The organism is Psychromonas aquimarina ATCC BAA-1526 (genome assembly GCF_000428725.1).
Lineage (GTDB): Bacteria > Pseudomonadota > Gammaproteobacteria > Enterobacterales > Psychromonadaceae > Psychromonas > Psychromonas aquimarina.
This window is the reverse complement of record NZ_AUAM01000017.1, coordinates 68575-81189: the sequence shown is the minus strand read 5'-3', so window position 1 is coordinate 81189 and position 12615 is coordinate 68575. Positions and strand designations below refer to the sequence as shown.

9 protein-coding genes are annotated in these 12615 nt (G+C 42.2%); 5 read left to right on the top strand and 4 right to left on the bottom strand.

The genetic code is table 11. From position 1 onward, the window contains the following. Positions 1–287 precede the first annotated feature (287 nt). Positions 288–1292, top strand: a complete 1005-nt coding sequence (locus G337_RS0107705) for a LacI family DNA-binding transcriptional regulator (RefSeq protein ID WP_028863384.1) — start codon at positions 288–290, stop codon at positions 1290–1292. 242 nt (positions 1293–1534) lie between these two features. Here the strand turns inward: G337_RS0107705 and yfaE are convergent, their stop codons facing one another. The 3 genes from yfaE to nrdA form a co-directional block, all read right to left on the bottom strand. Beyond that, positions 1535–1789, bottom strand: a complete 255-nt coding sequence (gene yfaE, locus G337_RS0107700; RefSeq protein ID WP_037027212.1) for a class I ribonucleotide reductase maintenance protein YfaE — start codon at positions 1787–1789, stop codon at positions 1535–1537. Between the two features lie 6 nt (positions 1790–1795). Then, positions 1796–2941: a class Ia ribonucleoside-diphosphate reductase subunit beta gene (nrdB, locus tag G337_RS0107695; protein ID WP_037027211.1), complete on the bottom strand. Its 1146-nt coding sequence runs from the start codon at positions 2939–2941 to the stop codon at positions 1796–1798. Positions 2942–3060: 119 nt separating this feature from the next. Then, complete coding sequence (gene nrdA, locus G337_RS0107690; protein ID WP_028863381.1) at positions 3061–5331, bottom strand: class 1a ribonucleoside-diphosphate reductase subunit alpha; 2271 nt, start codon at positions 5329–5331, stop codon at positions 3061–3063. A gap of 683 nt (positions 5332–6014) precedes the next feature. Here nrdA and G337_RS0107685 point away from each other — a divergent pair. Continuing rightward, complete coding sequence (locus tag G337_RS0107685; RefSeq protein ID WP_342665392.1) at positions 6015–6197, top strand: hypothetical protein; 183 nt, start codon at positions 6015–6017, stop codon at positions 6195–6197. Between the two features lie 115 nt (positions 6198–6312). Here G337_RS0107685 and ubiG read toward each other — a convergent pair whose 3' ends face one another. Further along, complete coding sequence (gene ubiG, locus G337_RS0107680) at positions 6313–7038, bottom strand: bifunctional 2-polyprenyl-6-hydroxyphenol methylase/3-demethylubiquinol 3-O-methyltransferase UbiG (protein ID WP_028863379.1); 726 nt, start codon at positions 7036–7038, stop codon at positions 6313–6315. 376 nt (positions 7039–7414) lie between these two features. Here ubiG and gyrA point away from each other — a divergent pair, with 376 nt between their 5' ends. From gyrA to hisC, 3 genes are all read left to right on the top strand, one after another. Beyond that, entirely contained in the window at positions 7415–10135 is a 2721-nt protein-coding gene (gene gyrA, locus G337_RS0107675; protein ID WP_028863378.1) for a DNA topoisomerase (ATP-hydrolyzing) subunit A, read from the top strand. Positions 10136–10197: 62 nt separating this feature from the next. Further along, positions 10198–11286, top strand: a complete 1089-nt coding sequence (serC, locus tag G337_RS0107670; protein WP_028863377.1) for a 3-phosphoserine/phosphohydroxythreonine transaminase — start codon at positions 10198–10200, stop codon at positions 11284–11286. Positions 11287–11487: 201 nt separating this feature from the next. After that, positions 11488–12591 carry a histidinol-phosphate transaminase gene (gene hisC, locus G337_RS0107665; RefSeq protein WP_028863376.1) on the top strand — a complete coding sequence of 368 codons (1104 nt, stop codon included), beginning with the start codon at positions 11488–11490 and terminating at the stop codon, positions 12589–12591. Positions 12592–12615 lie beyond the last annotated feature (24 nt).

The window sequence follows — 12615 nt, the reverse complement described above, 5'->3', positions numbered from 1 at the left end:
GATTATTAGTGAAGATTCATGATTCACACTGCTTTAAGTGCGCTTGTTTTGTTTATGCTCATAGGTTTTCTAAGTGCACCTTTACTATGCCTGCGTGAATTCCTTGTAAGTTATTTGTCATTTTTTTTGATAAAAACACTGCCTTAATGACTACTATTAGGTATAGTCTCAGCATCGGGGCTAATTGTTTGAAGGGCCGGGTGTTTAACGTGAGGAGAAATATTTAATATGACAATTTTCTTAACGTTACAAAATTATTGTTAATAATTTGAATATTGAGAACTACTATGGCTAAAACCACGCTTAAAACTATCGCTGAATATACAGGCTTATCTGTTACCACGGTATCACGCGCTCTTAAAGACGGACAGGATGTAAAGCAGCCGACAAAAGATAAAGTAAAAGCCGCTGCGGATAAATTAGGTTACAGCCCGAACCTTTCCGGTTTAGGGCTACGAACGGGTATTAATTATAATATTTGCGCTATTTTGCCCGTTACCAAGCCGGGAGATTTTATGGGGGATATCGGCACTCTTGCCTTAATAGAAGGTTTGACCGCGGGTATTGAAGGGACACCGTTTAATTTAACCGTGCTGCCTCTGGAGCCGGGAGTTGACCCTCTACATTCGGTGAAATATGCTGTTGAAAATAATCTGGCCGGTGGAATTATCTGTAATCTTATGCAGGCGAAAGATGAGCGTGTTAGTTATCTGACTGAACAGAATGTGCCTTTTGTTACTTTCGGGCAGACGGAGATGAGTATTGAGCATGCTTATGTTGATACCGACAATTATGACCTTGGCTATCGTGCTGCAAGTTACCTGTATCAGCGGGATAGATCTAATATTAAATTACTGAGCTCTGCACAGGAATACACCTTTTCCTGGCATAAATTTTATGGTGTTAAACGTGCATCGATGGAGTTCGGCGGCTGTTTTACAAAAGAGCTGGATATTATTTTTGACACTGATGTGACTGATTATCGCGAGTTTGCGTTTAAGCTTATGCAAAGCAGCAGTATACCTGACGGCATTATCTGCAGTTCTGAAATTAGTGCCTGTGGTATAGCTGCTGGTGTTCAGGATGCTGGTTGTGAAGTAGGTAAAGATATTGATATTGTTGCCGTAGAAACCTGTGATTTACCAAGTTTTTTTGCACATCCTATTTCCGGATTTCGAATAGATCTGCACAGCATAGGTAGAAAATTAAGTAAGTTTCTGGTTAAACGTATGCAGGGTGAAGAGGTTTCTTCTCTGCAGAGTATTGAAAAAACAGCCTTCTACCGGCGTTAAACTGTCTATAACTCAAGTCGGTTTAGATAGCTGCTGGTCTATGGGAGGGCGATATAGACCGGCCGATCGTTATCCTGGGGTTGTGCAGGTAATTCAGCGGTAGGTGGCTAGTTTGATATCGTCTTTAGCGGTGCAGCAGCAGGTTAACACATCCCCATCACGCAGGTACGCCATGGGATAACTGATATATTCAGGCTGCCCGCTAATTAATAGGCAGCCGGATGGTATTGACCGCTGATAATTCAGCGGTAAGTGGCGAGTTTGATATCGTCTTTAGCGGTGCAGCAGCAGGTTAACACATCCCCATCACGCAGGTACGCCATAGGGTAGCTGATATATTCAGGCTGCCCGCTTATTAATAAGCAGCGGCATGCGCCGCAGTGACCGTCGCGGCAGTGAAATTCCACTTTAACTGCCTGAGATTCTAAGTTCTCAAGCAGTGTTTTTTCTGTATTTAATGGATATTCAATACCGTCGACGGTTAATTTTGCTGACATGCCCGCTTATAACTCAAAAGTGCTCAGATCGTCACTGTCAACTTTACTATTGATTTGTCCTACCAAGTAAGAGCTGATCTCTGCTTCCTGCGGTGCAACCTGTACGTTATCACTTACTAACCAGTGGTTTATCCACGGGATTGGATTGCTTTTAACGTCAAACGGCGCTTCATAACCGATTGCCTGCATACGCTGGTTAGAAATATATTCAACGTACTGGCATAAAATCTCTTCATTAAGACCGATCATTGAGCCGTCTTTAAACAAATATTTTGCCCACTCTTTTTCCTGCTCTGCCGCCTGCATGAATATTTCCCGTCCTTCGGCAAAACATTCAATAGCAATTTCAGCCATTTCCGGATCATCTTTACCATCAGCCCAGAGGTTTAAAATCTGCTGAGTTGAATTTAGATGCAGCGCTTCATCACGGGCAATCAGTTTGATGATTTTGGCATTACCTTCCAGTAAATCACGCTCAGCAAATGCAAATGAGCAGGCAAATGATACGTAAAAACGGATCGCTTCTAAGGCATTAATTGAGCAGATACAAAGGTAAAGTTTTTTCTTAAGTGAGCGTAATGTCAGAGTTTCTTTATGACCGTGCAGATTAATATAATCGGTCTCAGTCTGTTTTAAACCGTGCAGCTGCATAAACTGTGTCGCATGAATCAGGTCATCATAATAACCGGCAATATCAGAAGCACGCTTTTGAATCTCTTCATTAGTGACGATATCTTCAAATACTTCACTAGGATCGGTAAACAGATTACGCAGAATATGTGTGTAGCTGCGGCTGTGAATGGTTTCTGAGAATGACCAGGTTTCAATCCAGGTTTCCAGTTCCGGCAGTGAAACAATCGGCAGCAGAGCGATGTTCGGGCTGCGGCCTTGAATGGAATCAAGCAGTGTCTGATATTTTAAATTGGAGATAAAAATATGCTGCTCATGATCGGGCAGATTCAAAAAGTCGATGCGATCGCGGCTGACATCAATCTCTTCCGGACGCCAGAAAAAGCTTAACTGCTTTTCAATAAGCTTTTCAAATACTTCAAAACGCTGCTGATCGTAGCGGGCAACGTTAACCGGGTTGCCAAAAAACATCGGCTCTTTAAGTGCATCATTAGGGATTTTTGAGAAAGTAGTGTAAGCCATTGTGCTTCTCCATATTCTGTTTTTTGACTGATGGTATTTATTATTGGATTAGTCAAAGGTAATTATAAACTGAAAAAGCCCTGTCATTACAAGAGGGCTTATTATTAATGAACCGGGCCTTAAATTTTGCAGGCACCGCCGGCACAGCCGTCATCTTCGATGACTTTTTCATCGTCTGCACCGTCACGTGTGTTATGGTAATACAATGTTTTAACACCCATTTTATAGGCAACTAAGAGATCTTTTAACAGATTGGTCATCGGTACTTTACTGTCGTCGAAACGTTTAGGGTCATAGTTAGTATTTGCTGAAATTGCCTGGTCGACAAATTTCTGCATGATACCCACTAACTCTAAATAGCCCTGATTATTTGGAATATCCCATAACAGTTCGTAATTCTCTTTATACTTTTCATACTCAGGAACCACCTGTTTTAAAATACCGTCTTTACTGGCTTTAACGCTGATAAATCCGCGCGGCGGTTCAATGCCGTTAGTCGCATTGGAAATCTGGCTTGAAGTCTCTGACGGCATTAATGCTGACAGAGTGGAGTTACGTAAGCCGTCTTTAACGATATCTGCACGCAGCGTTTCCCAGTCTAAGTGATACTCTTCATCACAAATATCATCTAAGGATTTTTTGTAGTTATCCAGCGGTAAAATACCCTGAGAGTAACGCGTCTCATTAAACTTAGGGCAGGCGCCGCGTTCTTTGGCTAGTTTATTTGATGCTTTTAACAGGTAATACTGAATTGCTTCAAAGGTTTTATGAGTCAAGTTATTGGCACTGCCGTCGGAGTATTTAACGCCGTTTTTCGCTAAATAATAAGCATAGTTGATAACCCCTATACCTAATGTACGACGCGCCATACTGCTGTTTTCAGCCGCTTTTATCGGGTAGTCCTGATAATCTAATAAGTTATCCAGAGCGCGAACCGTCAGCTCAGAAAGCTCTTCTAACTCATCAAGTGAATCAATAGCTCCTAAGTTTAATGCTGATAGTGTACAAAGCGCTATTTCACCTTCTTCATCCATAATATGCTGCAGAGGTTTAGTCGGCAGGGCAATTTCCAAACATAAATTACTCTGACGAACCGGCGCAACTTTACTATCAAAGGGGCTGTGCGTATTACAGTGATCGACATTCTGAATATAGATACGTCCAGTACTTGCCCGCTCCTGCATCAGTAATGAGAATAACTCAACTGCTGGAATTGAACTTTGGCGAATACTCTTATCACCTTCATATAAGGCATATAAACGCTCGAATTCATCCTGGTCTTCAAAAAATGCATCATATAATCCGGGAGTATCCGACGGGCTGAACAGGGTAATGGATTTTCTGTCAATCAGGCGTTGATAAAATAAACGTCCCAGCTGTACGCCGTAGTCTAAATGACGGACACGGTTAGATTCGATACCACGGTTATTCTTAAGCACTAACAGTGATTCAACTTCTAAATGCCAGATAGGATAGAAAACCGTAGCCGCACCGCCACGAACACCGCCTTGTGAGCATGACTTTACGGCAGTTTGGAAATATTTATAAAATGGGATACAACCCGTATGGAAAGCTTCGCCGCCGCGAATATTGCTGCCCATAGCACGGATGCGTCCTGCATTGATGCCGATGCCCGCGCGCTGTGATACGTATTTTACAATTGAGCTTGCCGTTGCATTAATTGAATCTAAGCTGTCGCCGGTTTCAATTAATACACAGGAGCTGAACTGACGAGTAGGTGTTCGTACACCTGACATAATAGGTGTCGGCAGTGAAATTTTAAACTGCGACGCAGCATCATAAAAACGCTTAACATACTGTAAGCGAACGTCTTTATCGTAATCTGCAAATAAGCAGGCTGATACTAAAAGATATAAAAACTGCGCGCTTTCGTAGATTTCACCGTTTACCCGGTTCTGAATCAGGTACTTACCTTCCAGCTGCTTAACCGCACCATATGAGAAGTTTAAATCACGGTCATGGTCGATGAATTTCTCCATCTCTTCAAATTCTTTTTTTGTGTAGTCTTCCAGCAGGTGCGGATCATATTTACCTTTAGAGCACATTTTACTGACATGTTCAAAAACACTGGGCGGCGTAAAGCGCTGATAAGCTTTTTTACGCAGGTGGAATACCGCCAGGTGGGCTGCCAGATACTGGTAGTCAGGAGACTCTTCAGAAATAAGATCGGCGGCCGCTTTAATTATTGTTTCATGAATATCATCGGTGCGGATACCGTCATAAAACTGAATATGAGAATTTAACTCAACCTGTGAGACTGAAACGTTATCCAGACCTTCCGCGGCCCAGGTAATGACGCGGTGAATTTTTTCGAGGTCGATATTTTCTCTTTTACCGTTACGTTTAGTGACAAACAGGTTTTTATTCATTGTGGCTACCTTATTTCTGGCGACAGCAATGCGACTCAGGCGACTTAAATGCAGTTTGGTAATTGTGTGAACTGATTATTTAAAACACAAGATATTGTGTGTTAGTAAACGAAGAGGCACAAGATAAAGGTTTTTAAGTTTTTTTCAAGTGAATCTTTTCAAAGGGGAAGTGGATAAAATTGTGGATAAACGGAAAACCTAAAAAGTGGGTTAGTGTTAACTAACATGAAGGTTTATGGCGGATCTGTTTTTAGTGAAATGCAACGATTATTTGTAAATTAATTAACCGCAAGGAAACAATCTGGAAACAAAAAATATTATTTTCTGAACTGCCGTTGAGTTCATGCTTTGGTGATTTATTAATCATTTCACCCTTTAGAGCTATGGTAACTGGCATTGATTATGCCTAAGTGAATCAGTGAGGTTTGATTTATGACAGGCGCAGCGGTGATCAGTGGTGAATGTCACAAAACTTGTAACAAACTTGTTACAACTCGGCAACTATGCTTTGTGGTTTGATCTAAATCAATATATCCATGCTATTTATCAGGTTTTATAGGAAAAACGAATAAGTTAATTAATTGTTAATAAAAATATTAACTAATATTAAATTAACAAAAAGCAGGGCGTTAAGGAAAATAACGTTTAACTTGAATAGAAAGGGGAATTTTATGAAATTACTTATGCAGCCAAAATGCTATACAGATATCTGCCTACACGGTAAGTGGTTTCATCATGATCACGGTGATACTAGTGCATATATGCTTGGATCTAGGGAGATTTTTGAGCTTGGCATGATGCCGACAACGGATGAAGAGTTAGAAGCGTGTTTAGAGCCGATTGCTAAAAGTCAGTCACTGGTTTAATGTAAACTGCTTATTAACAGTCAGGCAGAACATATTAACTAATGAAGAAAAACGCTGGCGTTGGTCCAGCGTTTTTTTGTGCAGTAAGCAGTAATTTAGCTAAGCAGTTAAGCAGTTAAGCCAGTTTTTGACAGCGAAGCATATAATTTACGTTTACATTATCTGTAATGCTAAATTCACCCGCAAAGGCATTGAACTCCACGCCGCAGAGATCTTCACATTTTAAAGTTGTTTTATCAATGGCGGCCAGAAGCTGAGAAGGGCGGATAAATTTCTCATATTCATGTGTACCTTTAGGCACCCACTTTAACAAGTGCTCTGCGCCTAAAATCATCATTAAATAAGCTTTAAAGGTTTTATTGATCGTTGAAAAGTAGACAAAGCCCCCGGGTTTGACCATATCGCAGCAGGCTTTAATAATAGAAGCCGGATCCGGAACATGCTCTAACATCTCCATGCAGGTAACCACATCAAACTGTCCTGCATGCTGAGCAGCAAATTCTTCTGCAGTTATTTTCTGGTAATCAAGTTCTGTCTGCGTTTCTAAAGCGTGTAAGCGGGCAATTTGTAATGACGCATGTGCCATATCAATGCCGGTTACTTGTGCACCTTGTTTAGCCATGCTCTCAGCAAGAATACCGCCGCCGCAGCCGACATCAACAATAGATTTTGCAAATAACCCGTCAACACCCTGTTCGATATATTCCAGTCGAGTCGGGTTAAGCATATGCAGAGGTTTAAAGTCTCCCTCTAAATCCCACCACTGCTCAGCCATTGCGGAAAATTTTTCAATTTCTTTAGGATCTACATTATCCGTCAGTGCATCATTATTTGAAGGCATTCACTTTACTCTCTTAATCCGAAGTCGACGCATTATACCCGAGCTCCTTAGAAATGCGAGTGCTGCAGGTACACCGCCTGCGACTCTACAAAGGCGGATAACTTAATAATTTTAATAATGAATTCAACTTATTTGATAATTTTTAAAGTGCCGTTAATCAGCGGACAATGATAATGCTTTTATATAAGCGCTTTAATTGTGATGTATAGAGGCACTTTAAAGGTGTTTTCAGCTTGTTTTAAACACAGACTGACCATTATCCCATATTCACAGGAACATTTGCTGTCAATGCGTTTATTCATCGGTTATTTATGCTAGTATGCGCAACTCACTAAAATTCAGTCGATATTATAATAAACTAAGGATTTAGGTCTCTATGAGCGAATTTGCCTCTGACGTTTCTCCAATCAACATTGAAGATGAATTAAAGAACTCTTATCTTGATTATGCAATGAGCGTAATTGTCGGGCGTGCACTGCCTGATGTACGCGATGGTCTTAAACCGGTTCACCGCCGTGTTTTATTTGCGATGAATGTACTGCGCAATGACTGGAATAAACCTTACAAAAAATCGGCACGTATTGTCGGTGATGTAATCGGTAAATATCACCCGCATGGTGATACAGCGGTATACGATACAATCGTTCGTATGGCTCAGGATTTCTCTTTACGTTATATGCTTGTAGACGGCCAGGGTAACTTTGGTTCTGTTGACGGCGACAGCGCGGCGGCAATGCGTTATACGGAAATCCGTATGCAGAAAATTGCCCATGAATTATTAGCCGATTTAGATAAAGAAACCGTTGACTACGTACCTAACTACGATGGTACAGAATTCATTCCGGAAGTAATGCCGACTAAAATACCTAACCTATTAGTAAATGGTTCATCGGGTATCGCTGTTGGTATGGCAACTAATATTCCGCCGCATAATCTGGGCGAAGTGATTGACGGCTGTTTAGCACTGATTGACAACGCTGATATTACTATTAATGAACTGATTGAATTTATTCCCGGTCCGGATTTCCCGACATCGGGTATTATCAACGGCCGTAAAGGTATCATTGATGCGTACAATACCGGCCGCGGTAAAGTAAAAATTCGTGCTAAAGCGGAAATTGAAGTTAATGATAAAACCGGTCGTGAAACGATTGTGGTTCATGAACTGCCGTACCAGGTTAATAAAGCGCGTTTAATTGAAAAAATCGCTGAATTTGTTAAAGATAAAAAAATCGAAGGCATCAGTGCCCTGCGTGACGAGTCGGATAAAGACGGTATGCGTATGGTTGTTGAAGTTAAGCGCGGCGAAGTGGGTGAAGTTGTTTTAAACAACCTTTATGCACAAACACAGATGCAGGTTACTTTCGGTATTAATGCGGTAGCACTGGATCACGGCCAGCCGAAACTGTTTAATCTGAAAGAGATGTTAGAAGCTTTCATTTTACACCGTCGTGAAGTTGTTACCCGCCGTACTGTATTTGAGCTGAAAAAAGCCCGCGAGCGTGCGCATATTCTTGAAGGTTTAGCGATTTCACTGGCAAATATTGATCCTATTATTGATCTGATTCGTCATTCGGCAACACCGGCGGAAGCGAAAATCGGTTTACAGTCAAAAGGCTGGGACTTAGGTAATGTTGCTGCTATGCTTGAAGCTTCCGGTGTTGATGCTGCTCGTCCTGACGGTTTAGCTGCTGAGTTCGGCGTTCGTGACGGTCAATATTACATGACCGAAGTACAGGCTCAGGCAATTCTGGATCTGCGCCTGCACAAGCTGACCGGTTTAGAGCATGAAAAAGTATTAAGCGAATATAAAGAGCTGTTAGAGCTTATCGCTGCTCTGTTATTTATCTTAGAAAGTCCGGCACGTTTAATGGAAGTGATTCGTGAAGAGTTAGCTGAGATTAAAGCAAACTTTTCTGATCCGCGTCGTACTGAAATAACAGCAAGTGAAACAGATCTTTGTATGGAAGATCTGATCAATGAAGAAGATGTAGTCGTAACGCTTTCCCATGAAGGTTATGTGAAGTACCAGCCTCTGACCGATTACGAAGCACAGCGCCGCGGCGGTAAAGGTAAAGCTGCAACTAAGATGAAAGATGAAGATTTCATTGAAAAACTATTAGTTGCCAGCACCCATGATACGATTTTATGTTTCTCTACCCGCGGCCGTTTATACTGGCTGAAAGTGTTCCAGCTGCCGCTGGCTTCACGTCAGGCCCGTGGTCGTCCGATTGTGAACATCCTGCCGCTGGAAGAAGGCGAACGTATTACTGCGATTCTGCCGGTACGTGAATATGAAGATGATAAGTTTGTATTTATGGCGACAGCTAACGGTACGGTTAAGAAAACCGCATTAAGTGCTTACAGCCGTCCGCGTGCAAGCGGTCTGATTGCAATTAACTTAAATGAAGACAATGAATTAATCGGCGCTGAAATTACCGACGGTTCAAATGAAATCATGATCTTCTCTGATGCCGGTAAAGTGGTGCGCTTTAAAGAAGCAGAAGAAACTTTAGTGGTTGATGAAGACGGTGCGCCGGTATTAGATGAAAACGGCAACCAGGAAGTTAAGTTTAAAGGTGTACGTCCAATGGGCCGTACAGCAACGGGTGTTCGTGGTATTAAGCTGAAAGACAGTGAAAAAGTTGTTTCTCTGATTGTGCCGAATGAAACCGGTCATATTCTGACAACCACAGAAAACGGTTACGGTAAACGTACGCCGCTTGCTGACTACTCTCCGAAGAGCCGTGCAACGCAGGGCGTTATCTCAATTAAAGTGAGCGAACGTAACGGTAAAGTTGTCGGTGCAGTACAGGTTGATGAAAATGATGAAATCATGCTTATCTCTAACCGCGGTACATTAGTACGTACTCGTGTTAGTGAAGTATCAGTGGTCGGTCGTAATACTCAGGGGGTTACCCTGATTCGTACTGCTGAGGATGAGCAGATAGTTGCTCTGCAGCGCATTGATGAAATCAAAGATGCGCCGGTTTATGAAGAAGACGGTGAGCCTGTTGAAGGTCAAAGCGCTGAGCCGGGTTCGCAAGTTGAGGGAAGTGCGCCGTCAACGGACGAGCCGTCTGAATCTCAGGAATAAACTTTATTAATCTTTAAATAAGCGGCCTTGGCCGCTTATTTTGTTTTAAGGGATAGATAACAATGACTAAAATATTTAATTTCTGTGCCGGTCCGGCAATGCTGCCGGAAGCGGTAATGCACAAAGCACAAAACGAATTCTGCAACTGGCAGGGCATGGGTATTTCGGTCATGGAAGTGAGCCACCGCAGTCCTGAATATATCGATATGGCGCAGCAGGCAGAGCAGGATCTGCGTGATCTGATGGAGATTCCAGATAACTATAAAGTGCTGTTTTGTCACGGCGGCGGACGCGGTCAGTTTGCCGCTGTGCCGCTGAACCTGCTGGGTGATAAACTGGACGCTGACTACCTGTTAACCGGACAATGGTCAAAATCTGCGGTAGTAGAAGCAAAAAAACATGCGCGTATTGCTGAAACCAATATTATGAGTGAAACAGCGGACGGCAAAATCAGTGTACAGGCCTGTGCTGACTGGCAGATTAATGCCGGCGCCGCTTATGTTCATTACTGTCCGAATGAAACCATTGAAGGCATTGAACTGTTTGATATACCGGAAACCGGTGTAGTACCGCTAGTTGCCGATATGAGCTCAACGATTTTATCGCGCCCTGTTGATGTAACAAAATTTGGCCTTATTTATGCCGGTGCGCAGAAAAATATCGGTCCGTCGGGTTTATCAATCGTGATTGTCCGCGATGATCTGATTGGTCAGGCGCGTCAGGCAATCCCGTCTATTTTAGACTACAAGGTACAGGCTGATGCAGATTCTATGTATAACACGCCGCCGACCTATGCCTGGTACCTTGCCGGTTTAGTTTTTAAATGGCTTAAGGAGCAGGGCGGTTTAGCTGCAGTGGAGAAGAAAAATATCGCTAAAGCAGATCTGCTTTATAACTTTATCGATAACTCTGATTTTTATGCCAATAATATTGATAAAAGCGTGCGCAGCCGCATGAATATTCCGTTTATTTTAGCGAATGACAGTCTTAATGAGACTTTCTTAAAAGAGTCAAAAGCCGCTGGTCTGCTGACGCTTAAAGGGCATAAATTAGTGGGCGGCATGCGCGCCAGTATTTATAATGCTATGCCGATTGAAGGTGTGCAGGCATTAGTTGACTTTATGGCCGCCTTTGAAAAAAAATACGCTTAAGATAATACCAGCCTGGAAAAGTAAATGGTCTAAAATTGCGTAGGAAAAATTAATGAGAGCAAGGCGTTTGATTGAGCAATAGCAGGCTATTGGGATTGAAAACAACGAAGTTATCATTGATTTTAACCAGCAAGATTGAGCAGATATTTATCAAGACTGGTATACCCCCTTAAATTTTAATTAATAGATCAGGAATATCAGATGAGTTGTGATTTTTTAACAATTGCTAATCATGGTGTACAGAAGCTCCATCCTTATCAGGCGGGTAAACCCACTGACGAGTTAGAGCGTGAGCTTGGCATCAGTAATATTGTAAAGCTGGCTTCAAATGAAAATCCGCTGGGTTTAAGTCAGTCAGTAAAAGACGCTGTGCAGAAAGAGTTAAGTGAGTTAACACGTTATCCTGATGCTAACGGTTATTATCTGAAACAGGCGCTTGCGGAAAAATATTCTGTTGATTTAAACCAGATTACCTTAGGTAATGGTTCGAATGATCTGCTTGAGCTGATTGCCCGTGCGTTTGTCAGTTGTGATAATGAGGTTATTTTTGCACAGCATGCTTTTGTGGTATATCCGCTGGTTACCCAGGCGATCGGCGCGTCTGCGGTTGTTGTGCCGGCAAAGGATTATGGTCATGATTTAGATGCCATGGCTGATGCTGTTACGGATAAAACTGCACTGATTTTTATTGCTAACCCGAATAATCCAACCGGTACATTCCTAGAGCAGGATGAGATACAGTCTTTTCTGGCTAAAATACCTGAACATGTTTTAGTGGTATTAGATGAAGCCTATTTTGAATATGCTCCTTCAGACCGCCGCGGTAATGCCGTTGCCTGGATTAAAAAGTTTCCAAATCTGATTGTTTCGCGTACGTTTTCAAAGGCTTACGGCTTAGCCGGGCTGCGTGTCGGTTACTCGATTTCAAATCCACAGATCGCGGATATTTTAAACCGTGTACGTCAGCCGTTTAACTGTAATGCCCTGGCATTAAAAGCTGCGCAGACTATTCTCCAGGATGAAAAATACCTTGAGCAGAGTATCAGCTTAAATAATGCCGGTATGGCCGATTTAAGTACGTTTTTCAGTGAAAACGGCCTTGAGTATATTCCATCTATGGGTAATTTTATTACTGTTAATGTTGGTACGTCTGGTGATAAGGTTTATCAGGATCTATTGCGTGAGGGAGTTATTGTACGCCCGATCAGCGGTTATGGTTTACCGCAGCACCTGCGTATCAGTATCGGTACACAGGCTGAAAATCAGCGTTTTAAAGAGGCGCTGATTAAAGTGCTGGATTTGTAGTAAATATTATTAATGTTGTTATTA

Bases quoted from the DNA above. Each gene is read 5' to 3' on its own strand.
- ubiG (WP_028863379.1), bottom strand. From the start codon at position 7,038: ATGCCTTCAAATAATGATGCACTGACGGATAATGTAGATCCTAAAGAA.
- hisC (WP_028863376.1), top strand. From the start codon at position 11,488: ATGAGTTGTGATTTTTTAACAATTGCTAATCATGGTGTACAGAAGCTC.
- nrdA (WP_028863381.1), bottom strand. From the start codon at position 5,331: ATGAATAAAAACCTGTTTGTCACTAAACGTAACGGTAAAAGAGAAAAT.
- yfaE (WP_037027212.1), bottom strand. From the start codon at position 1,789: ATGTCAGCAAAATTAACCGTCGACGGTATTGAATATCCATTAAATACA.
- G337_RS0107705 (WP_028863384.1), top strand. From the start codon at position 288: ATGGCTAAAACCACGCTTAAAACTATCGCTGAATATACAGGCTTATCT.
- gyrA (WP_028863378.1), top strand. From the start codon at position 7,415: ATGAGCGAATTTGCCTCTGACGTTTCTCCAATCAACATTGAAGATGAA.
- G337_RS0107685 (WP_342665392.1), top strand. From the start codon at position 6,015: ATGCAGCCAAAATGCTATACAGATATCTGCCTACACGGTAAGTGGTTT.
- nrdB (WP_037027211.1), bottom strand. From the start codon at position 2,941: ATGGCTTACACTACTTTCTCAAAAATCCCTAATGATGCACTTAAAGAG.
- serC (WP_028863377.1), top strand. From the start codon at position 10,198: ATGACTAAAATATTTAATTTCTGTGCCGGTCCGGCAATGCTGCCGGAA.